The sequence below is a fragment of the Proteus sp. G2675 genome, assembly GCF_963886535.1.
Lineage (GTDB): Bacteria > Pseudomonadota > Gammaproteobacteria > Enterobacterales > Enterobacteriaceae > Proteus > Proteus mirabilis.
In genome coordinates this window covers 57,225-80,921 of sequence record NZ_CAWPCB010000028.1, presented here as the reverse complement: position 1 = coordinate 80,921, position 23,697 = coordinate 57,225, and the positions used below count along the sequence as shown (strand labels likewise).

Sequence of the window (23,697 nt, the reverse complement as noted above, 5' to 3'; positions counted from 1 at the left end):
TAAGTAAAAAGCAAAAAAAAACCGATGCAGTTAAAACGCATCAGTCATATTTTTAGTGGGCGCATTTTGCACGTCTCAGACTTAAATAGCAATAGATTTTCATCAAAAAACCACCTTTTTTTACGATCTTTTTAAATAGCAAACTAAGTTAGCCTTTACTGTCACATTTCATTGACAATATTTGCGTTTTTATCACAAAGCCTAACTTTGAGATATAGCCTATTGTCGTTTGGTATTAAACAACAAAAATCATTAATACATTAACAATCAAAAAGTTAATTAATTCTGCATGTTATATACAACAATACCAACCAAAATAAAGTATTAATAATACATAAATAAATTTAATGTAAATTAATTGCTTATTTCACGCTATAAAGACTAAAAAAGATACAGCCAACTGAAATACCATTATTTTTCAACAAGCCATATAGAGTAATCAAAAACGATTTTCAGTAATAAGAAAAAAAGATTAAGTATTCAGTAAAGATAGTCAGTGGTTAAAACAAATGAACCTTATTTTTAGGTGATTCATTAAACTAAATATAAATGCCTATTATGCATTTTGCCAGTATTGGCTTTAATTAAATAACAAAAAAAGCTCCACATAATGTGGAGCTAGATTGACACACACTGAGGGATAAAACTAGAAGTTGTAGTTTAATCCGATGTTATAACGACGGCCTTCTAAGGTTGAACCGTAATTATCTCTTTCGATGCGACGATCAAAAACATTATAGACGCCACCGATCAGATTTAGTTGCTTCGTTAGACTATAGCTAGTACCTACATCAACAAAGGCGTATGAAGGTGTGCTCTTAGACATTGAAGTACGTGATAAATATTCTGATGTCTTACCACGGAAATTAATGCGTGCCCAAGTTTCCATTTCAGGGGTGGTTTCCCAATTTAAGGTCGCGTTTGCCATATGGCGCGGTTGCTTATTCAGAGGCTTACCTTTGAAATCACCACTCTTTTGTTCCGTATCTGTGAACGTATAGTTTGCTGCTAAATTCCATTCAGGGGAAATAATCCAGTTAGCAGTAACTTCAACACCGCGCATATTGGCTTTATCAACATTAGTTCTATCACTTACAAAATCATAAGGGTCGCCACTATTACCAACACCATCAGCTAATGTACAATCGCGCATACCCGGTGCTTTGTCTGAACGACTATCGCAACGACGAACTTCTGTTATTTTATCTTTAAAATCAGTATTATAAATCGTCAAACTTGCCGTTAAGTTATCACGATTATCCCAAATAATACCAATTTCCTCTGTCACCGATTTTTCTGGTTTTAAGTCAGGATTACCGTAAATAACTGCATCATAACGACCACCGCCAGTCCCTTGTCCCCAAGTAGCTGTCGCTTGACGTAAATCCGGTGAACGATATCCAGTAGATACCCCACCTTTTAATGTCCATTCATCAGCTAAATGCCAAACACCATAAACTCGCGGTGTCCAGTGAGTACCAAAGTTTTCATCTTTATCCATCCGTAAACCGGCGGTTAAAGCGAAGTCGTTTGTCAATGTCCACTCATCTTCAGCAAACAGCGCCCAACTATAGCGATCTAGCTTATTATTACCTTTAAGCTTATTGCCTTCATCTTTCAGCTCTTCATAGCGATATTGACCGCCGACACTTAACATATGATCACCAAACATAAAGACGGTTTGGTTACGAACAGTTGTATCATCATAATCCATTTTACGTGATGGATTGCGGCTTTCATCGCGCTGAACATAGGTATTCATAGTACCAAAATCATAAATACCATCATGGGTTAAGGCATAATGCGTTAACTCATAATCAGTAAAGCTACTTTGTGGTGCCTTTCCTTTAACAAGTTCAGCTGATTTTGAATAGCCAACACGTGAATCACGATGTTGATTATCTTTTTTAAATTCAAATTCAACGGTATTTTTCTCATCTGGTGTCCAGCTTAATGTGCCGCCACCACTTGCCGTGATCTGACGGTTATAGCCATCAACACGTCTATCTTCACCACGGTGAGAATATTGCCCTTGTAGCTTTAGACCTAACACATTATCAATCAATGGACCTGCAGCATAGAAACTACCTTGCCCTGTATTTCCTTCATTTTTACGCTCAGTCAACGTTGTGTCACCACGTAAACTAAAGTTCCATTCTTTTTGCGCTTTACGCGTAATAATATTGATAACGCCTCCCATGGCATCAGAGCCATATAAAGAAGACATTGGGCCTCTTACTACCTCAATACGCTCAATCGCGGGTAAAGGAGGTAACCAGCCTTGTTCAATACCTGAGTTATCACTATTAGGACGCGTTTCACGAGATGCAACACGCTTACCATCGACTAAGATCATGGTATACTTAGGATCCATACCACGAATACTAATATCAGAGCTACTACCGCCCCCCGTCACTAGCACCCCCGGAACATCTTTTAGCGCATCAGTCACATCACGATATGATTTTGTTTCTAATTGTTCACGAGTTACAACTGAAACAGAAGCTGGAGCATCTTCAACAGTCTGTTTAAATCCCGAAGCGGTTGTCACCAGTAACCTTTCAGGATCTTCTGCGGAAGCTGTCATCACAAAACTTGATGCAAGAGCAGCAACAACGCCAAGCGCAATTTTATTTTTCTTTAACACTACCATTCCCGATTCTCCAAGAATATATATTCTTTAAGTTTTATATAGATGGACAGATCGACAGTTGCTCAACAATGAAGGTAATTAATTTAATTACCCTTAGTTATTTTGATATTATTTTTATATCCCTATTGGCTAAATTCCTATACTTCTGCTGTTATTGTTTTATGCTTCTATAAGATTTTTATCATTCAAGTAATTTGACATATAAATTTTCTTTTAAAACAATGTGTTAATAAAATCCTATTAATAGTGACAATATATTTATCAGGCTTGTCTGTAGATTAATCAAACAAATATATACCTACATCTATTTGCATATTGCTATTGATTTTCTATCCAGCTGTTTCATTAACAGATAAATATGCCAAAGTTTAACCTGATAATTTATTCATCACTTTTTTGCATTAAAATTGATTAATTGAGAATAGTGTGACAAATAAGAAGAAAATTCGCTTAATTGATATAATACGCGATATTCAATATATGACTTCTTATACAACGATGCGTTATTAGATGAGCTAAAAATCGCTCTAGAGAGTGGATGATGACGCTTTACATACATCAGATCTATTTTCTATAACCAATAACACTGTCGTCACATTATTATGCAATAAATTGTTTGCTAACAATAAAGCAAATAAGAATACTTATCAATGCGATTGCGAATATAAATTAGAATTTTCTCTTATTTGTGTAATTATTAGTCATAGAATAGAAAAAGAGCCGGCTAAATTGTGATAAAGTTCACAAATTAGCCGGCTCTCTATTTAGTGATAAAACTAACTATTTTTTGTTTTCAATATGCTCAGGAAACTGCATTTCACTGTAGCGAATAAAACGTGTTTTCTTCACTATTTTATAGGTAAACCAAATCAGCAGGAATAATGGGATCCCAATATAGGTTGCCACAACACCATACCAGTCAATAGTATCTTCTAAAAATGCCTGATAGTTTTGACCTAATGTAATAATTAAACAGAGAATAAAGGCAAAAATAGGTCCTACAGGGAAGAAGCCTGAACGATATGGCAATTCATTCAGATCACGACCTTGTGCTACATAACCCCGACGAAAACGGTAATGACTGATTGCAATACCTAACCAAGCAATAAATCCTGTCATACCTGATGTATTTAATAACCATAAATAAACCGTTTGGTTACCATACATTGAGCTTAAAAAGCATAAACCCGCAACCACTGTTGTTGCATAAAGTGCATTACGTGGAACACCGTTTTTGGATAATTTACCAAAAAATTTCGGCGCTTTACCTTCTCTTGCTAAGGTAAATAACATACGCGTAGATGCATACATACCGGAGTTTCCTGCCGAAAGCACCGCCGTTAAAATAACTGCGTTCATGATAGCGGCAGCTGAAAGTAACCCTGCATTTTTAAATACCAGTGTAAACGGACTCACACTGATGTCACCCACATCATTACGTAGCAAGTTAGGATCGGTATAAGGAATGATTAAACTGATAATTAAGATAGCTAGGATATAAAACAGTAAAATACGCCAAAAAACTTTACGTACTGCTTTAGGAATATTTTTCGCAGGATCTTTCGACTCCCCCGCTGCGATACCGATAAGTTCAGTTCCTTGGAAAGAGAACCCAACAATCATCGCTACCCCTATCATGGCGGCAAAACCACCAGCAAAAGGCGCATCGCCGATTTCCCAGTTGTGCCAACCTGCATTTTCAGCGCCTTTCATAATACCGGTGATCATCGCAATACCCACCGCAATAAAAATAATCACGGTCGATACTTTAATTAATGAAAACCAATATTCAGCTTCACCAAATCCCTTTACAGAAATATAGTTAAGCAAGAAAATAACGGCTAAAAATAACGCACTCCAAATCCAACCATCCACATCAGGGAACCAATACAGCATCACGAGCTGCGCGGCGACTAAGTCAACTGCAATCGTCACAGCCCAGTTGTACCAGTAGTTCCAACCTAGTGCGAAACCAAATCCTTCATCAACATATTTAGAGCCATAGGTTGAAAAAGATCCGGAAACAGGCATAAATGCCGCTAACTCTCCAAGGCTGGTCATAAGGAAATAGACCATAAGTCCTATTAATGCGTAAGAGAGTAATGCGCCCCCTGGCCCTGCTTGAGCAACAGTTGCACCTGATGCGACAAAAAGCCCTGTACCAATTGAACCACCAATAGCGATCATCGCTAAATGTCGCGCCTTTAATTCTCGACGCAAAGTGCGTACCGCACCCGATTTTGCGGTATCTGTTTGTTGTTCTGACATTATCATTCCACGGTTATATTCATATTCCTAGCATCAATTGTAACAAATCTGGCTGTGGTGAATAGCAAGGATCTAGGATTATAAGATACCTTCATAATCGGGCTTCAATTATTAGTAACTTATCAAGCGTTGTCGATTAAATGTTCAGCATTACAATATGAAAGTAATTTTTTGAGGGCATCAGAGACATGTTTTTGGCGATGATAGACCAAATATAAAGTACGTTGTAATTTTAGACCTTCGACCTTTATCTCTTTTAAAGAGCCACTCTCTATTTGATCTTGGATCACTCGGCGAGATAAACAACTAATCCCCATTTCATACATTACAGCATGTTTTATCGCTTCTGAATTACCTAATTCCATTTCGATTCGATATCCGGGTAATGAAGCAAACAGCAGATGATTGAGTACATCTCGCGTCCCAGAACCGTTTTCACGTAGGATCCACGGCGCGGATTGAAGATCGGCTAATGTCACTGTTTTCGCCTTAGCTAAAGGATGTTCAGGGGAACAAAATATGACCATTTCATCCAGTAGCCATTTTTGGCTGATCAATTCAGAGCTTTGGCAAGCCCCTTCAATAAGGCCTAAATCAACACGGAACTCACTGACTGATTTGACGACTTCTTCCGTATTGCCAATACTCATTTCAAGTGGAATATCGGGGTAGTTACGATGAAAATTACCCAACATTTGTGGCAAAATATAATTACCAATAGTGGTGCTTGCAGCAATACGTAAAGCACCATTTCCGGCTTGAAATAACTGCTCTACTTCAGTAGCACGCTCAAGTAAAGAGAGTGCCCTTGGATATAATAATCGCCCGTGTTCATTAGTCACTAAGCGCTTCCCCACTCTATCGAAAAGTTGTACTCCTAACTGATTTTCTAGATCAGTTAAAGAAGCACTCACAGCGGATTGAGATAATGCCAACTGTTGTGAAGCCTGTGTTGTAGAACCACTTTTAAGTACTTCAGTAAATACTTCCAGTTGTCGCAATGTAATACGCATGTCCATCCCACCTTTTAGCTGTCATAGTAATAACATACTATCCACAAACCAATAACATACCAAGAACAATTGTGAAAATATACCTATATTAGTTTTAGTGGTTATTATTATAAAAATAATGAATTTAATAAATAATAGTATCTGTTATATGCTTATGCAAAATTTACATAAGCAAGGTTTTTCTATGTCAGAGCAAAGTCAAACAACCACATTGGCTAAAAAATGTTTTATTCCTGTTTATCGCTGGCTCCCCGGCTTGCTGCTAACAGGTATATTAACCGCCCTCGCTATTTACGTAGGTGATATTCCATGGTTTTCCAGTATGGGGTTAGGTGCTCTTACACTGGCTATCTTATTTGGCATTATTGCGGGTAATACGGTTTATCCCATCGCTAAACCTTATAGTGATGAAGGCGTTAAGTTTGCCAAACACTATTTACTACGTGCGGGGATCATCCTATACGGTTTTAGACTCACTTTTCAGCAAATTGCAGATGTAGGCGCAACAGGATTAATTATTGACGCTATTATGTTGACCTCAACTTTTCTCATTGCAATGTGGGTGGGGAAAAAATATTTTGGTCTTGATGATCAAACCGTCATGTTAATTGGTGCGGGTAGTAGTATTTGTGGTGCGGCTGCGGTCATGGCAACAGAGCCTGTTGTCAAAGCTCAGGCGAGCCAAGTTGCGGTGGCTGTATCCACTGTCGTAATTTTTGGAACTATCGGTATTTTCCTCTACCCATGGTTTTTCCATCTTAACGCTTTTGCGGGTTGGTTACCTTTTAGTGAAGAAACTTTTGGTATCTTCGCTGGTTCAACCATACATGAAGTCGCTCAAGTTGTTGCGGTGGGTCATTCAATTAGTCCAGATGCAGAAAATGCGGCCGTAATTAGTAAAATGATCCGCGTGATGATGCTGGCACCTTTCTTAATTATCCTTTCTACTTATATTAGTAAAAAGGGCCGTAAAACAGTAGGTGCGACAACAGAAAAAAGTCCGATAACTATTCCTTGGTTTGCTGTGTTCTTTATCTTAATGGCTGGTTTTAATTCATTTAATTTAATTCCTGCCGCTATTGTGAGCTATATCGTTACTATTGATACTATTTTATTGGCAATGGCGATGGTAGCACTAGGTTTAACAACGCATATTAGTGCGATACGTCAAGCGGGTGTAAAACCACTACTGCTAGCTTTATTTCTCTTTTTCTGGCTAACGTTAGGTGGTGCTGCTATTAATATCTTTATCCAATCTGTGTTGATGTGATTGTTTAATCTATCCTTGAGTATGTACCTGAGTATTGCGCAACTTATTCTAGTTTAAGTTGCGCCTTTTTATTTTCCTCATATTCGGATGTCAATAAGCCCACGATTTGTTATCGTAGTGTGAAATAAGATTAGAGGAGAACTATGATGAAATTTGTTGGCGCACATGTCAGTGCTGCAGGTGGTGTTGATCAGGCTGTATTACGAGCTCATGAGATCAAAGCAACGGCATTTGCTCTTTTTACTAAAAATCAGCGCCAATGGAAAGCAGCCCCGTTATCAACTGAATCGATTGATAAATTTAAAAAAAATTGTGAAATCTATGGCTATGGTCCAGCACAAATTTTACCACACGACAGCTATCTGATTAATTTAGGGCATCCAGAAGAAGAAGCCCTTGAAAAATCAAGAGCCGCTTTTCTCGATGAGATGCAACGCTGTGAGCAATTAGGCATTGAATTACTTAATTTTCACCCAGGTAGCCATTTAAAAAAAATCGATGTTGATAAATGTCTGCAACGCATCGCTGAATCAATTAATATCACCTTAGATAAAACCCAAAATGTGACCGCGGTGATTGAAAATACCGCTGGACAAGGCACTAACTTAGGCTATCGTTTTGAACATCTCGCCGCTATTATCGATGGTGTAGAAGATAAATCTCGAGTGGGCGTTTGTATTGATACTTGTCACACTTTTGCTGCAGGTTATGATCTACGTACCGTTGAAGACTGTGAAAAGACCTTTGCTGAATTTGATAATATTGTCGGCTTTCAATATTTAAAAGCCATGCACTTAAATGATGCTAAAAGCGAATTGGCTAGTCGTGTCGATCGCCATCATAGTTTAGGCCAAGGCAATATTGGCAAAGTACCCTTTACTTATATTATGCAAGATACCCGTTTTGATGGGATCCCACTTATCTTAGAAACAATTAATCCTGATATTTGGCCAGAAGAAATAGCTTGGTTAAAATCACAACAAACTCAATAACCTTATTTCTTTTTTACTTGCGATTTGATGTACTAAAATCGCAAGCCTCTATTTTTTTATCCGTATGCTATTTTGGAGTCTCTCATGTCTGTAGTCGTTGGTGTTGGAGTGATCATCGTCAATGAAAAAGGTGAAGTATTATTAGGTAAACGCTGTGGTAAACACGCCCCTTATTGGTCAATTTTTGGTGGCCATGTCGATCCGGGGGAAACCTTTGAGCAATGTGCTATTCGTGAAATTGAAGAAGAGATTGGCATTACCATCCCTACTCCTGAAGTGATTGGGATCAGCAACAATCTACAAACTTATCAATTAGAAGGTAAACATACCGTATCTATCTGTATGATAGCGCAATATCAAGGTGGCGAGCCTAAGTTAATGGAGCCAGATAAATGTTCTGAACTACGCTGGTGCTCACCTGATGATTTACCTGAACCCCATTTTGAAGCGAGCCGTAATTCTATTGCTTTATGGAAAAGTAAACGTTTCTATCAACCTTAATTAACACTCTTCATCATTATTCTGAATATTCTTTATTCAGAATAATGTTTTCCCCTACTTAGTTATTATTCAACGTGATCTTTTTTCTATTTAATTTCCTTGACTCTATTTGGCTTATTTTTGAGCACAAATAATTTAACCTATTGATTTATATAAAGATAAAAACTTATTGTACTATTTTTATTCATTTTTTTATTTAATAAACAAGGAAGTGCTCTATTTACACCCTCAGATCAAGCGTGTATTCTCTACACTATCAAGCTAGTACATTGAGTCATTTTTTATAAGGACATGTTATGTCAGAAGTCACATCCATTGCTAAACGCCCATCTATACTCGGTGGTGCGATGATTATTGCCGGTACGGCGGTAGGCGCCGGTATGTTCTCCATCCCTATTGTGACTTCCGGTGTGTGGTTTACCGGCTCTATCTTTTTACTCATTTATACTTGGTTTTGCCTATTTATGTCTGGCTTAATGATCTTAGAAGTTAATCTTCACTACCCCCTAGGATCAAGCTTTCATACTATTACCAAAGATTTATTAGGTAAAGGATGGAGTACCATTAATGGTCTTTCTATTGCTTTTGTTCTCTATATTTTAACTTATGCCTATATTTCTGCAGGTAGCTCCATCATTGTGCAAAATTTTGCTAATGTGGTTAGCTTGCCACAAGCCGTTGCAGGCTTAGTATTTGCCCTTGTTGTTGCTTTCTTCGTTTGGTTATCAACCCGAGCCGTTGATCGCTTAAGTACCATATTAATTGGCGGTATGATTGTGGCTTTTGTATTTGCTATCGGTGGATTATTTACCGAAGTGAAAATGCCAGTATTATTTAATACAACAGAAAGCCATGCCAGTTATTTACCTTATGCACTAGCCGCATTACCTTATTTATTAACCTCCTTTGGTTATCACGGCAATATTCCTGGATTAGTCACCTACTACCGTAAAGACGGTAAAGCCGTGATGAAAAGTCTATTAATTGGTACCTTGATTTCGCTGGCTATCTACATTTTATGGCAGTTTGTTGTACAAGGTAATATTCCTCGTGAAGGCTTTAAACAAGTCATTGCTGAAGGCGGAAATATTGGTAACTTACTGGCACAAATGCGTATCAATACAGCAAATACTTCCGTTTCATTCTTATTAGACTTGTTCTCATATATGGCATTAGCGAGTTCATTTTTAGGCGTGTCTTTAGGGTTATTTGATTATTTAGCTGATTTCTTTAAATTCTCAAATACAGGGACAGGACGTTTAAAATCGGCCATCGTAACTTTTGTACCACCTACTATTTTAGCGATTATTTTTCCTGATGGCTTCTTGTATGCTATTGGCTTTGCAGGACTTGCAGCCACAATTTGGGCGGCGATAATTCCAGCATTAATGGCAAAAGCCAGTCGTCAACGTCATCAGCAACAAAGCTTTAAAGCACCTGGTGGCACCTTTATGATTATCTTTGTGATCTTATTTGGTGCAATTAATGCGATTGCACACATATTAGCAAACTTTAATCTCCTACCTATTTACCGCTGATCTTCCGTCAAGCCAGCAATATGCTGGCTTGAACCTTCTTCTGCCAAAAAAATATTGCGAAATACTTGCCAAGTTTCAGTACTACGAGTAATTTTGTCGCCATTATCGTCAATGCTATTTATAGAAGGTTACCTATGGCAAAAGCTAATGAAATTAAGCGCGGTATGGCTATCAGTTATAACAATAAATTATTATTGGTAAAAGATATCGACATCCAAGCGCCAAGTGCTCGCGGTGCAAGTACTTTGTATAAAATGCGCTTTACTGATATTCGTACAGGCCAAAAAGTAGAAGAACGTTTTAAAGGGGATGATATCCTCGATACTATCAACTTAACACGCCGTGCAGTCAGTTTCTCGTATATCGATGGTGATGAATATGTCTTTATGGACAATGAAGATTATACACCTTACACCTTCAAAAAAGATCAGATTGAAGAAGAGCTGCTGTTTATTCCAGAAGAAGGCTTAGCTGGAATGCAGGTCTTAACTATGGATGGACAAGTTTTAGCTTTAGAGTTACCGCAAACTGTTGATATGGAAATTATCGAAACAGTACCGGGCATTAAAGGCGCGTCAGCGAGCGCTCGTACTAAGCCTGCGACTCTACCTACTGGATTAGTCATTCAAGTCCCTGAATATCTTTCTACAGGGGATAAAATCCGTATTCATATTGCTGAACGTCGCTATATGGGGCGTGCTGATTAATTAACCGCCAAAAACCTCCCTCACAAAGTAATATTTTACTGATGTGATGCTAAATAGGTCAGATAATCGTAAGAAACCCACTGTGACAACGATTATTTGACTTGTTTACCTAATCATTCCCTGTCAATACACAATTAAAAATATTGCACATTAATCAATCCATTTTTTTCAGCGCCATCCATCCAACGGATTTCAGCTTTCCCCATATTTTGAGGCAGTATAATTGATGATGATTGTTCAAAAGAGGTAGGGAAAATAGACTGGGTTGATGTAAAGACTTTGTTATTTTTGTAACATTGGTACTCAGCTTGATCGAGTGTGAAATTAATTTCACAAGCTGGATCAACAATCGCTCCTCGTACATAAATCTGTCCTGTGGTTTGCTGTGCTGTTGACGCCCAAGCAAATGATATCGAACTGGAAACGAGAAGACTGCATAAAATGGTCAGATATTTTTTCATAACGACCTCACTTCTTGTTTGCGCAGTAGGTATGAGGATCACGCCTACTCGACATACTTTTATCATAGCAATAAAATATGACATTCATATAGACACAATAAGAATGTTTGATGTCTATCAAATATGAGTGGTTTTTATTTATAAATAAAAAATCAACGTTGATTTAAGCTTAAGTCAAATATTCATAACTTTAATAACCTAATTATTTAAACATCAACTTTCTATTTAATTAACACAATTTATTTTATTATTAGTATTAATTAACTAATTATAAACAATATTCATTACTGCTAGATGATCGTTAATCCATTCGATATCCATAAAACCTTTATTATTAATTAATTGCGAGTTAAATTGCTGATTAGCATCTAGTTTATATTGGAAGTCTTTCATCTCCTTACCATTCCAACAACTTGTTTTAACAGTATTTTCTTCTGATGATGCATAACATCCGCCTTCGACAATAGCACCAACAAAAGTAATTGTTGTTGAGCCTAACACTTTACTTTCACGTGCTAAACTAGGTGCCGTTAATAATAGACCTAGACATGCTAAAACTATCGGTATCTTTTTCAAAATAAACCTCCTCTCATTTATTTAAGTACAGAATGTCCACGAGCCAATATGCTATTAAACTAATAACTAATATCGGCTAGTAACTTTATTTATTTAACTTTTATCTTTGATTAAAGTTTAGAAAGAAATTATAAAATACTCAAATTAAGACTATCAATAAAAAATATTCTATATTTGACTTATATCAAGATAAGAGAAGCTAACAAGGTTGAAACAAAAGGATAACATTTACCTTAGCAATTAATTGCAAAGATATTTTTTTTTATTTTGGCTATAGTCCCTGCCATAAACTTAGAGTATTTGTGATTTAGATCACAATTAATCAACGAATTTTTTAATTATCCTTATGAAACTTTCTACTGTTAAACAAAAATTGTCTCTTATCTTGCTGTTAAATTTGGTTGGATTGACTCTTTTTTTATCTTGGTATCTTCCCGCACAACATGGCTTTTGGCTTTCAATAGATACACATATCTTTTATTTTTTTAATCGGCAACTATTGCCAGATTCTTCTTTTGCTATGTTTGTGGCTTATGTCAATAATCGAGCATTCGATGTGATTATTCTGCTGGCGATGGGAGGGTTGTATTACCATACTTTTCGTCAGAAAGATTATCAGGGCAAACGCCATCTCATTATTGTGGGTATAGTTATGGTGCTAAGTGCAATCGTAATTAATCAGATTGGACAAAATATTCCTATCGAAAGACCTAGCCCAACACTTCATTTTCACGATGTGCACCGTGTAGGTGTAGTGACAGGAATACCGACTAAAGATGCATCAGGTGATAGCTTTCCTGGCGATCATGGTTTGATGCTACTGATCTTTTGTAGCTTTATATTACGTTATCTTTCATTTCGCTCTTTTTTATGCGCTCTTTTAATTACGGTAATTTTTTCATTACCTCGTGTTATGGCTGGCGCACATTGGGCTTCTGATATCTTAGTTGGTTCTATCTCGCTCACTTTAGTCACAACAAGCTGGTTATTAATAACCCCTGCATCCGATATCATCATTCATTGGCTAGATGAACATCTCCCTTTTAAAGGCAAAAAAGCATTTAGCTAATTAAGTATAAAAAATAAGTAAAAGTAAAAATAAGCGCCCTACTGAGCGCTTATTTTTTATCTGTAAAAGGATAGTTTTATAACAAAAAGATAATCATTTTTAGTATGTGTTCTTTATTATCTAATGTTTTGTAAATTAAGCCTCTTTCCTCTCGCCATTTGACTTTTCTTTATGTAAACTTTTTACGTTTCCACATTATTTATTGTTTAATGTGGATATTTACGTGCTTTAGAGCACGTTTTTCGCGAAATAGGGTTGCCAGAGTTAAATTACACTATATTCTCTGGTTATTTGGTGAATATTCATGTGCTCATCTCGCACATAAGGATGTAAGGGAAATCTGTCACAATGAGAAATAAACCGTTTATGAGAATGCTTAAGCTCATACCGGCGTTTATTGTCGTAGCTACGTTATCAGCCTGTAGTTCACAAAACGCGTCTTCACGCTTAGCTAATTCAACAACTGCCCCACTTAATAAATCTTCAAGCACATCTATTTCCCAAGCATCTCAAGATGAATTTGAATCATTGGTGAAGAATCTCGATATAAAATCTAAGATACTTGACCAATATGCAGACTGGAAAGGTGTTGCATACCGCTTAGGTGGCAATACAAAAAGTGGTATTGATTGTTCCGCTTTTGTCCAAAGAACTTTTCGTGATCAATTTGGTGTCGAATTACCTCGTTCAACCTCCGATCAGCAATTTGCCGGTACCAAAGTTAATCGTTCAACCTTAAAAGCGGGTGACTTAGTACTGTTTAAGACTGGTCGCACTATGCGTCATATTGGTATTTATATCGGTAATGATAAGTTTGTTCACGCGTCAACCAGCAGTGGTGTTATTGTTTCTGAAATGTCCAATGTCTATTGGAAAAACCGTTTCTATACAGCACGTCGGATCATTGATAATAATACAACAACAAGTCTTGCTGATAACTATTCTCAAGCGTCATTAAGATAAAATTTTCCCTTATATCTTATCGCAATAAAAAAGCCCCAATACTTATTGAGTATGGGGCTTTTTTATGTTGTTTTTTCTTGCATAACAGAGCCATATAGCCATCGTTAGTGAGTATTTTTATCTAAGTACATAGCAATAGATTGTGCATATGTCGTAGAGAAATACCCATTAAGAACAAAAAAGAACTACAGATAAGAGTAGTCTGTTGGAAATGGCTCAGCAATTGCAACCCCTGCATTTTTTAAGCAACAAAGTGCTGCGCACTCATCATCACTATGTAAAAATAAACAAGGTACGCCATCCCACTCAATAATCACATTTTCAATATTGAGATTATTCAGATACTTTTGTAAGTTCTGTATTGCCTCATCTAAAGTCATACCATCATGACTTAGTAGTTTTAAGCCAATCAAGGTATTTTGTCTACTAGCATCATTCTCAGGTAGAATTTCTACCCTTGTGCCTGTAAAGCCTGCTAGCCACCGATAACTCAGCGGCAGCTTATGAACCACCGAAAGTTGTACATTTTCCACAAATCAATCCTGTTTCATCAACACGTTAATTTAATACATCATCAATACGAGTTTGAACTGACTTGCTCACACACATATTAAAATATTGTTAAAAATAAAGCATGAACGTTACAATAATCTTACAAAAAGAGAGGTATTTTAAGCTATTTATTTCGCTTAACCTTTATCAACCTTCATATCAGCCCTGATTACTCTTTTCAATTATTCTTTCATTTATTTAACATTTTATCAACTATATAAAATAATTGCATAAAATTTTACGCATTTAAGTAAAACAATCTATCAATTTTTATCATGATATTTCATATTACTAAAACAATAGTAGATGATTATTAAAATAAACCCTAGTTAATTTAACAAAAACACAACATTAAGTGTTGATACAAATCAAATAAGTTACATTGAAGGGAAAGAATTTAGAGAAAAATTTAGTGAAAAACATGTCAATAAGGACATTTTAAAGATAAAAAGAAAGGAAAACGCTATAAATACAGTGTATTTATAGCGTGATATTCTTATTTATAACGACGAGCAAGTAACAAGAAACTCATGGCACAGATAACACAAAATGCCATCGAACTCACCATCGGCCACTCAGTTTTAGCGGGTAACATTGCAATAGCGGTTCCAACTAAAGCCCCCACACCAAAACGGATAGTACCGGCTAAAGAAGATACCGTACCCGCCATATGTGGATAGTCTTCAAGAATAACGGCCATCGCATTTGAGGTTATCATGGCTATTCCACCAACATACATAGCCACCCCCACAACAAGGAAGTAAAAATGTAAATTAAGGGCAACCACCAATATTAAGAATATGCCCATTAAAAACTGCACAGTTAACCCAAAACGTAACATATTCAGTGCACCAAATCGGCGCACATAGCGCCCATTGATACTGGTCATGACAATCAAGAAAATAATATTAAAACCAAAGTACAAGCCAAATTGGTCGAATGGAATACCATGTAGTTCGATATAAACAAAAGGCCCTGCACTTAAAAATGAAAACATCCCTGCAAAAGAAAATCCCGATGCCAGGATATAGCAAAGTACTCGACGTGCTCTAAATAAGCTAATAAATTGACTAAATGTCACTCGCAGGCTAAAACGTTGGCGATGCTGTTTGGGCAAAGTTTCCGGTATATAGAGCGCAATTAATGCAGCAGCAATGATCGCCGCAATAGCGATACTCCAAAAAATAGCATGCCATGAGAACCAGTTCATCACCCAAGCACCAAGTAATGGCGCTAATAATGGAGCAATCGTCATGACTAATGCAACAAATGACATGCTTCTTGAGAACTCATCTCTTGAAAACATATCCCGCATTAAAGCATTAATGACAACACTTGCAGCGGCAGCAGCAAATCCATGTAGAAAACGCATACCAATTAGCATATCGATCGAGTCAGATAATGCACAAGCGCTCGACGCTAATGCAAAAACAATCACACCACCTAGAATAACCGGTTTACGCCCTAGACTATCTGCCATCGGCCCATAGACCATTTGCCCAATAGCAAAACCAAAGATATAGCTACTTAATGTCATCTGAACTTGGCCACCAGGCACGCCAAAATCCCGTGCTATAGTAGGTAAACTTGGCAGATACATATCGATAGCCAGTGGCATAAGCATGGAAATAAGCCCCAATATTAAAATGAGGCTAAAGTACGACGGACGTTGCTCTTGCACGCAGTTAAACTCCAAAAAACGACAATATATAATTATTATTTAGGTAGATGAATGCTATTGATTTCTTCTTCTGTTAGCGGTCGGTATTCTCCTGGCGCTAAAGCATCATCTAATGTGATATCACCGATACGCTCTCGATGTAACGCGACAACATGATTACCCACCGCAGCAAACATACGTTTAACTTGATGGTACTTCCCTTCACTGATGGTCAGTTTTACCTCAGTCGGCGTTATTACTTCCAATGTCGCAGGCTTAGTCAATTCTTTTTCGCCATTTAACTGGACACCTGTTTTAAATTTCTCAGCGACATCCGTAGCAATAGGCTGTTCCAACGTTACGACATACGTTTTTTCACAGTGATGTTTAGGTGCCGTTATACGATGAGACCATTGACCATTATCGGTTAATAGCACTAACCCTGTAGTATCAATATCTAAACGCCCCGCAGCATGTAATTTATGTGCTAGTGGCTCATCAATAAAATAAAGAATGGTGGGGTTAACAGGATCATCCGTTGAACACACATAACCAATAGGTTTGTTCAACATAAAATAACGCGGGCCTAAAATTTGTGTCAACACATTGCCATCATAAGCAACTTCTTGTTCAGGTGTGATTTTAGTCGCACCTGTTTTTACCATTTCACCATCTATAGTCACAAGCCCTGCTCTAAGTTCACGAGCTACTAAATTACGGCTAATCCCCAATTGCTGGGATAAAAATTTATCTAATCGCATGAATTTCTCTGAAAAATGGAAGAGCACCATCTGATATGATGGCATCTATTAAAAATGAATATTAACAATAAAACAACTAATTAATTTACCCTTAAATCATTTAGCCTTTCACTGTATTTAATTACAGTCTTTCTGTTCGCACTCACCGCTAAAAAGTGCTACGCTGGTGCTCTGTTTTTGCTTTTGATGTATGGTTATGGCTTTTACACTTAGACCTTATCAGCTTGACGCGGTTAACGCGACAATCACTTATTTTCGCCAACATAAAACACCAGCACTTATTGTATTACCTACCGGTGCTGGAAAAAGCTTAGTCATTGCCGAACTTGCCAAAAGAGCACGTGGGCGGGTATTGGTTCTAGCACATGTAAAGGAATTAGTAGAGCAGAACCATAGCAAATATGAAGCCTATGGTCTATCTGCGGATATTTATGCCGCCGGATTACAGCAAAAAGAGAGTCGAGGCAAGGTTGTTTTCGGCAGTGTACAATCGGTAGCACGTAACTTATCGCAGTTTGAGCATGCTTTTTCTCTATTAATTATTGATGAATGTCACCGTATTAGTCTGTCTGAAGATAGCCAATACCAACAAGTGATCAAACAACTTCAAACCATTAACCCCCAACTACGCATCTTAGGATTAACGGCTACTCCTTATCGTTTACCGACTGGTTGGATTTACCAATATCACTATCACGGTATGGTAAAAGGAGATGACAATTGTTTTTTTCGTGACTGTATTTATGAATTACCTTTACGCTACATGATAAGTCACCATTTCTTAGTCCCACCAACACGTTTAGATATGCCTATTTTGCAATATGACTTTAGCCAAGTTAGAACTAGCCAAAATGGTATTTTTAATCAAGAAGATCTCAATCGCGAAGTAAAAAAACAACAGCGTATTACACCCCATATTGTGTCACAGATAATTGAATACGGTGAACAACGCCGTGGTGTGATGATATTTGCGGCAACAGTCGAACATGCGACAGAAATCTTCACATTATTACCCCAAGGACAAGCCGCGTTAGTCAGTGCTGAGACCCCCTCTTCTGAGCGTGACGCATTAATTTCACAGTTTAAACAGCAACAGCTACGTTATATGGTTAATGTTGCTGTATTAACCACAGGCTTTGATGCGCCCCATGTTGATTTAATTGCTATTTTACGCCCAACGGAGTCCGTCAGTTTATATCAACAAATAGTAGGACGAGGATTAAGGTTATTTGCAGGAAAAACAGAATGTTTAATCTTAGATTATGCAGGTAACCCTCACGACCTTTATCTTCCTGAAGTGGGTAGTAAAAAAACCAATCCAAATAGCAAACCGGTACAAGTGTTTTGTCCTCTCTGTCAATTCGCTAACACTTTCTGGGGCATAGTTGATGCAGATGGCGATATTATTGAGCACTATGGGCGACGTTGCCAAGGTTGGGAGCTTGATGAGCAAGGACAAAAAAAACAGTGTGATTATCGCTTTCGTTTTAAATTATGCCCACACTGTAATGAAGAAAATGATATCGCCGCACGGCGTTGTGTGCACTGTAATGAAATCCTAGTTGATCCTGATGATATGCTCAAAGCTGCTTTAAAGCTAAAAGGTGCCCTTATCCTTCGCTGTGGAGGAATGCAATTACTCAGTGGTCAAGATGAAAAAGGTGAGTGGCTTAAAATCAACTATTATGATGAAGAAGGTACTTCTGTTTCAGAACGATTTCGTTTAAAAACGCCTGCCCAACGTAAAGTATTTGAACTCAAGTTTTTACGCGAACACCAGCGCGCCCCTGGCGTTCCTTTTGTATGGCATAACGCTCAAGATATTATTAATCAGTTTGATTTATTACGTTATCCTGATTTTATTGTGGCACAAAAAAATAAAAAAGATGGCTTTTGGCAAATTCGTAATAAGTTATTTGACTATCATGGACGCTTTCGTAAAGCAGATACCTTATATTAAAGTCGATTTATATTTGCTGTTAGAGTGCTTTTTCGTTAAAATGCGCCCCGCTTTATCTGTTTTTAGATAAACCAAATCTCGAGCTTGTTGCTGGGTCGCCTGTAACAAGTATGTATTTTCTTTTTCATAAGAGAAAAAAGATGTTAACTATTAATGCAACAGTACGTAAAGAGCAGGGTAAGGGTGCGAGCCGCCGCCTGCGTGTGGCTAACCGTTTTCCAGCTATCGTTTATGGCGGAAATGAAGAGCCAATCGCTATCGATTTAGATCACAACGAAGTTATCAACCAAGAACACAAATCTGAGTTCTACGCTGATTTCGTTAACCTCGTTATCGATGGTAAAGCAACTAAAGTTAAAGTTAAAGCAGTGCAACGTCACGAGTATAAGCCAAAAATTACTCATATTGACTTCCTGCGCGCTTAATAAGCCAACCTTCGAGCTTTATTTTTCGGGACGCCGAGCATGTAACGCCACTTAATGTGGCGTTATTTGTTTCTATCTATTGCCTATTTTTCTGAGACTCTACGCTGTAACTGGTCGCGTAAATTAGGTGGAGTTCCTTTTATCGTCAGTGTATCGGTAGCAGGATCCCAAAAAATTCTTTCTCCCAACAGTTTCGCATCAAAATTAACCGTTAACCCCCCACCACTTCCTGAATACTTCATTAATTGACGTAATGTACTGCGATCTGCGGGAAAAGTTTCCGCTAATTCATACCCTTTTTCTTCTGTAAACTGTGCAAAGTTTTGATCACCTAATGGCGGTAACTCTTGTGCAAGTTCAGTTAATGCAATCTCTTCACCCGATTGCAATTGCTCATTACAATAGCTGTAGACTTGCTCACGACAAGTTTGGCGCTCTTGTTTATTCATGTCTGATGCTTCACAAAAGTCATCAACCGCTTGTAATAAGCCTTTATTTTGTACTTTAGTATTTAAACCTTCTTGCGCCCCTAAAAAGTCCATAAAGAAATCTGAAACTTTACGTCCTACACGCCCTTTTAAGAAGGTTAAATAACGTAAAGAATCGGGTGAAGTTTCCCATTCAGTTAAATCAATACGAGCGATAATATCTGCATGAGGAATATCTAAATAGCGTGTTGAAGATACATCAAGACTGTCATTGACCCACATGCTATTACAGCTATTCAATACAGCGATTAATAAATATTCCACCGCGAGATAACGATAATGACAAAAAAGAACCGTTCCCCCTTCAGCAAAAGGGTATTTCGCTAACTCATCTTTAAGTCTAACCGTCGCTGCACGAGAAAAACCTAAAAATTCTTCTTCACCTTGACGTTGTAAACGTAATGCTTGAGCTAATTCGCTCTCTTCATTAAATAAACCATAGGCTTTACTTTTTGCACTATAAACACGATGTAACTCTTCGACCATCTCTTGAACAACCGGCTCAATGTCTAAGAGTGAATCACGAAGTACCACTTCTAATGTCTGCTCATCACGCTTAATAAGTTGGTGCAAGACTAACTGGTTAATATCTAGACTCATGGGCGCCCTCCTTTATCCCGATTCTTTTTGTGCGCGTATTCAAACATCCCCTACTTTTACTATCAAGGGGTATAACCGCAAAATAATTAATTTAATAGCAGAAAAATAACACGCCTTGCGGTAACATATAGCGTTTTATCCATTTAGTAGGAATTCAGATTTTATGCCACAAAAATCCCGTTATAGTGATGAACAAGTTGAGCAATTACTTGCAGAACTTGTCAGCGTTCTTGAAAAACATCATACTCCTACAGATCTTTCTTTGATGGTGTTGGGGAACATGGTGACAAACTTGATCAATACAAGTATTGCCCCTGCTCAACGAATGCTGATTGCAGACTCTTTTGTTCACGCTTTACGTGCTTCAATTGATGAAGGCAATATTCACTAATAAACACAGAAATATTTATAGACATGGTAACGAGAAATCAGTCCTATCGTGAAAAAGTATCCCAAATGATCAGTTGGGGTCACTGGTTTGCGCTGTTTAATATTATTCTAAGCCTTTTGCTTGGGAGCCGTTACCTGTTTATTGCTGATTGGCCAAGTACCTTTGCAGGTCGTCTTTACGCTATTGTCAGTTGGATGGGCCATTTTAGTTTTATCGTGTTTGCTATTTATATCCTTATTCTTTTCCCGTTGACCTTTGTAGTAGTTTCGCAACGATTACTTAGGGTGATATCCTGCGCCTTAGCTAGCGCAGGATTGACATTACTTATTTTTGATATAGCTGTTTACCAGCAATTTCAACTTCATTTGACCCAGTTGGTTTGGGATTTGGTTATCAATCCAGATGAAGGTGAAATGGCGCGAGAATGGCAACTTATCTTTATTGGCATCCCCATTATCTTTCTTATCGAAATGCTATTTGCTACATGGAGTTGGCAAAAGCTGCGCAGCTTAAACCGCCAGCGATGGGGAAAACCATTAGCCTGTGTATTTATTAGTTGCTTTATTTTATCTCACTCTATGTCTATTTGGGCAGATGCTAATTTTTATCGCCCTATTACTATGCAACGTGCAAACTTACCGCTGTCTTATCCAATGACTGCACGTAAATTCCTTGAACGGCATGGTTTTATTAATCAATCTGAGTATGAGCAGCGCTTAATGAGCGAGGGTAATCCTGCGGCACAGAGTATCACCTACCCGCTTACACCTCTTGATTATTCTAAAGATGAAAGCTCATATAACTTACTTATGATTGTGGTTGATGGATTAGGTAATGAAGACGTTGCCAAACTACCGAGCTTGCAACAATTTGCTGATAATAACCTCTCTTTCTCTCAGCACTATTCAGCAGGCATAAATAACGAAACGGCGCTGTTTGGATTATTTTATGGCATTTCACCGTCTTACTTGGATAGTGTGTTAAGTAGCCGCAAAAACTCAGCGCTCTTTGACGCTTTAAATTATCGTCACTATCAATTAGCACTATTTTCAACTAACGGATTTAAATCGCCATTATTTACACAAGCGGTGCTGGCTGATTACTCACTACCTACTTCACGTAGTGAGGATAACGACACAACGATTAATAGTTGGCGTTCATGGTTGTTAAAAAATAAACAAAGCACACCTTGGTTCTCTTTCTTACAAATCAACGGTGATAAGCATACATCAGCTTCTCAAGCACAGTTAAATAGTCAATTAGAGACCATTTTTACTACTTTAAAAGAAAGCAACATACTTGATAATACCGTTGTGGTCGTAACGTCAAATTATCATCAGAACAATGATAAACAAGATAGCCAATGGCTTGTTAACAAAGACACTTTTAATTTAAGTCAATCGCAGGTTCCGCTGGTAATACATTGGCCTAATGTTACACCACAAAAACTAGATAAACTAACCAGTCACCAAGATATAATGACAACGCTAATGCAACATGTATTAGGTGTTATTAGCCCTGCAGATAACTATTCTCAAGGCGAAGATCTATTTGCTAATACGCGTAATCACCCTTGGATTTTTACTGGTGATAATGAAACTCTAGTGGTCTTTTTACAAGATAATACGTTAATGATAGATAAACATGGCAGATATGCTTTGTTTGATAAATCAGGCAAAGAGATCCAATCCGCCAAACCTGATTTACGCCTATTATTGCAAGTACTTGCTGAGCAAAAACGATTTATTGAGCGTTAGTATTAAAAAAAGACTATAAGTAAAAAGTTAATAACAACTGACGTCACTATAATGAATAAAAATACAGCAGTTAAGTATCTAAGGGGTTGCTTTAGCAGTAAAAAACAGTAATATACTAAGCACAATCGGCATGTAGCGCAGCCTGGTAGCGCACTGTCATGGGGTGTCAGGGGTCGTAGGTTCAAATCCTATCATGCCGACCATTTTTATTTAAAAAAACCAACCACTTACGGTTGGTTTTTTTATGTCTGGAATTTTCTTGGTGTAATACTGGTGTAAAACTGGTGTAAAACCCACATCAGATTTACCTTGTTTAAGTTCCAATTTTCCCCCTATTCTTATGCTGTAATTATTCTACAATTCATTAATATAGCTTATAGAATGAGAAACCTTGCAAACATACATTAAAAAATACAAATGGAATTATATGGAACTTTCTACATTACTTCTTTTTATCCCAGCCTGTTTTGCTTTAAACCTTGCACCAGGGCCAAACAACCTGCTTTCAATCAATAATGCAGCCTACTATGGGTTTGCTCGTTCATGTGCAGGAGGTCTCGGTAGATTACTCGCATTCGTGATTATGATTGTTCTAGCTTCATTTGGGCTAGCTGTTGTATTGCAAACATCTGAGTTCATTTTCAGTGTAATTAAATTTGCTGGGGTTGCTTATCTTTTGTGGCTCGCATATCAATTATGGAAAGCCCCAACTGATGAATTCAAATTTGATTCAAATAAGAAGAATAACTCTATTGCCAAATTAGCAAGGCAAGAGTTTTTTGTTGCAGCAGGAAATCCAAAGGCAATACTTATCTTTACGGCCTTTCTTCCGCAATTCGTTAGCCCACAATTACCGGCTAGTTCCCAGTTTCTAATACTTGGTTCTTTATTCTTGTTGCTCGAGTTTATTGCAATAATGCTCTACGCTTGGTTAGGCTTACACATGAAAAAGTTGCTAAAAAAACCACATGCTAAAAAAGTGTTCAATCGTATGTGCTCAAGTTTATTAGCTAGTGCAGGGATTGGGCTTTTAGTTTCACAGAAAAGCCATAAAATAACACCACACGCTGAGTAAACAGTCGCCTTTTATAA

21 protein-coding genes and 1 tRNA gene are annotated in these 23,697 nt (G+C 37.5%); 13 read left to right on the top strand and 9 right to left on the bottom strand.

Annotated features, from left to right (window positions below):
• Nucleotides 1–646: 646 nt before the first annotated feature.
• The 3 genes from AACQ49_RS07710 to yieE form a co-directional block, all read right to left on the bottom strand.
• Nucleotides 647–2,653 carry a ligand-gated channel protein gene (locus tag AACQ49_RS07710; RefSeq protein ID WP_049219759.1) on the bottom strand — a complete coding sequence of 669 codons (2,007 nt, stop codon included), beginning with the start codon at nt 2,651–2,653 and terminating at the stop codon, nt 647–649.
• 780 nt (nt 2,654–3,433) lie between these two features.
• The gene (locus tag AACQ49_RS07705; protein ID WP_004247812.1) at nt 3,434–4,921 is read right to left on the bottom strand and encodes an amino acid permease; all 1,488 of its coding nucleotides are present in this window, start codon (nt 4,919–4,921) and stop codon (nt 3,434–3,436) included.
• Nucleotides 4,922–5,043: 122 nt separating this feature from the next.
• Nucleotides 5,044–5,934, bottom strand: a complete 891-nt coding sequence (gene yieE / locus AACQ49_RS07700; RefSeq protein ID WP_004247811.1) for a DNA-binding transcriptional regulator YeiE — start codon at nt 5,932–5,934, stop codon at nt 5,044–5,046.
• A gap of 184 nt (nt 5,935–6,118) precedes the next feature.
• On the opposite strand from yieE, the gene AACQ49_RS07695 reads away from it, so the two are divergent.
• From AACQ49_RS07695 to yeiP, 5 genes are all read left to right on the top strand, one after another.
• The gene (locus AACQ49_RS07695; protein WP_004247810.1) at nt 6,119–7,204 is read left to right on the top strand and encodes a YeiH family protein; all 1,086 of its coding nucleotides are present in this window, start codon (nt 6,119–6,121) and stop codon (nt 7,202–7,204) included.
• Between the two features lie 146 nt (nt 7,205–7,350).
• Entirely contained in the window at nt 7,351–8,196 is an 846-nt protein-coding gene (nfo, locus tag AACQ49_RS07690; RefSeq protein ID WP_004251877.1) for a deoxyribonuclease IV, read from the top strand.
• A gap of 84 nt (nt 8,197–8,280) precedes the next feature.
• A complete protein-coding gene (locus AACQ49_RS07685) occupies nt 8,281–8,697 on the top strand; it encodes a nucleotide triphosphate diphosphatase NUDT15 (RefSeq protein WP_004247058.1) in 417 nt (138 codons plus the stop codon).
• Nucleotides 8,698–8,993: 296 nt separating this feature from the next.
• Nucleotides 8,994–10,235: a tryptophan permease gene (gene mtr / locus AACQ49_RS07680; protein ID WP_004247056.1), complete on the top strand. Its 1,242-nt coding sequence runs from the start codon at nt 8,994–8,996 to the stop codon at nt 10,233–10,235.
• 134 nt (nt 10,236–10,369) lie between these two features.
• Complete coding sequence (yeiP, locus tag AACQ49_RS07675) at nt 10,370–10,942, top strand: elongation factor P-like protein YeiP (RefSeq protein ID WP_004247807.1); 573 nt, start codon at nt 10,370–10,372, stop codon at nt 10,940–10,942.
• A 134-nt stretch (nt 10,943–11,076) separates the two neighbouring features.
• On the opposite strand, the gene AACQ49_RS07670 is transcribed toward yeiP, so the two are convergent.
• Both AACQ49_RS07670 and AACQ49_RS07665 read right to left on the bottom strand, forming a co-directional pair.
• Nucleotides 11,077–11,403, bottom strand: coding sequence for a hypothetical protein (locus AACQ49_RS07670; protein WP_004247806.1), 327 nt, complete (start codon nt 11,401–11,403; stop codon nt 11,077–11,079).
• A gap of 264 nt (nt 11,404–11,667) precedes the next feature.
• The gene (locus AACQ49_RS07665; RefSeq protein WP_004247804.1) at nt 11,668–11,979 is read right to left on the bottom strand and encodes a hypothetical protein; all 312 of its coding nucleotides are present in this window, start codon (nt 11,977–11,979) and stop codon (nt 11,668–11,670) included.
• 346 nt (nt 11,980–12,325) lie between these two features.
• Here AACQ49_RS07665 and AACQ49_RS07660 point away from each other — a divergent pair, with 346 nt between their 5' ends.
• Complete coding sequence (locus AACQ49_RS07660) at nt 12,326–13,048, top strand: phosphatase PAP2 family protein (protein ID WP_004247803.1); 723 nt, start codon at nt 12,326–12,328, stop codon at nt 13,046–13,048.
• 348 nt (nt 13,049–13,396) lie between these two features.
• Nucleotides 13,397–14,011, top strand: a complete 615-nt coding sequence (mepS, locus tag AACQ49_RS07655) for a bifunctional murein DD-endopeptidase/murein LD-carboxypeptidase (protein WP_004247050.1) — start codon at nt 13,397–13,399, stop codon at nt 14,009–14,011.
• A 185-nt stretch (nt 14,012–14,196) separates the two neighbouring features.
• Here the strand turns inward: mepS and AACQ49_RS07650 are convergent, their stop codons facing one another.
• The 3 genes from AACQ49_RS07650 to rsuA all read right to left on the bottom strand — a co-directional run bounded on the left by AACQ49_RS07650 (nt 14,197) and on the right by rsuA (nt 16,984).
• Complete coding sequence (locus AACQ49_RS07650) at nt 14,197–14,544, bottom strand: YejG family protein (protein ID WP_004247049.1); 348 nt, start codon at nt 14,542–14,544, stop codon at nt 14,197–14,199.
• Between the two features lie 515 nt (nt 14,545–15,059).
• Nucleotides 15,060–16,244, bottom strand: a complete 1,185-nt coding sequence (locus AACQ49_RS07645) for a Bcr/CflA family multidrug efflux MFS transporter (RefSeq protein ID WP_004247802.1) — start codon at nt 16,242–16,244, stop codon at nt 15,060–15,062.
• A gap of 35 nt (nt 16,245–16,279) precedes the next feature.
• Nucleotides 16,280–16,984, bottom strand: coding sequence for a 16S rRNA pseudouridine(516) synthase RsuA (gene rsuA, locus AACQ49_RS07640; RefSeq protein ID WP_004247801.1), 705 nt, complete (start codon nt 16,982–16,984; stop codon nt 16,280–16,282).
• A 196-nt stretch (nt 16,985–17,180) separates the two neighbouring features.
• Here rsuA and AACQ49_RS07635 point away from each other — a divergent pair, with 196 nt between their 5' ends.
• Nucleotides 17,181–18,944, top strand: a complete 1,764-nt coding sequence (locus AACQ49_RS07635; RefSeq protein WP_161778965.1) for a DEAD/DEAH box helicase — start codon at nt 17,181–17,183, stop codon at nt 18,942–18,944.
• A gap of 140 nt (nt 18,945–19,084) precedes the next feature.
• Nucleotides 19,085–19,369, top strand: a complete 285-nt coding sequence (gene rplY / locus AACQ49_RS07630; protein ID WP_004247799.1) for a 50S ribosomal protein L25 — start codon at nt 19,085–19,087, stop codon at nt 19,367–19,369.
• An 83-nt stretch (nt 19,370–19,452) separates the two neighbouring features.
• Here rplY and yejK read toward each other — a convergent pair whose 3' ends face one another.
• Nucleotides 19,453–20,457, bottom strand: coding sequence for a nucleoid-associated protein YejK (gene yejK, locus AACQ49_RS07625; protein WP_004247043.1), 1,005 nt, complete (start codon nt 20,455–20,457; stop codon nt 19,453–19,455).
• Nucleotides 20,458–20,620: 163 nt separating this feature from the next.
• Between yejK and AACQ49_RS07620 the strand changes: the two genes are divergently transcribed.
• From AACQ49_RS07620 to AACQ49_RS07605, 4 genes are all read left to right on the top strand, one after another.
• Complete coding sequence (locus AACQ49_RS07620; RefSeq protein ID WP_004247042.1) at nt 20,621–20,848, top strand: YejL family protein; 228 nt, start codon at nt 20,621–20,623, stop codon at nt 20,846–20,848.
• Between the two features lie 23 nt (nt 20,849–20,871).
• Nucleotides 20,872–22,605, top strand: coding sequence for an LPS biosynthesis-modulating metalloenzyme YejM (gene yejM, locus AACQ49_RS07615; RefSeq protein ID WP_012367752.1), 1,734 nt, complete (start codon nt 20,872–20,874; stop codon nt 22,603–22,605).
• Between the two features lie 126 nt (nt 22,606–22,731).
• A tRNA-Pro gene (locus AACQ49_RS07610) sits at nt 22,732–22,808 on the top strand.
• A 224-nt stretch (nt 22,809–23,032) separates the two neighbouring features.
• Nucleotides 23,033–23,680 (top strand): LysE family translocator, encoded by a 648-nt coding sequence (locus tag AACQ49_RS07605; protein WP_161778964.1) that lies wholly within the window; start codon nt 23,033–23,035, stop codon nt 23,678–23,680.
• Nucleotides 23,681–23,697 lie beyond the last annotated feature (17 nt).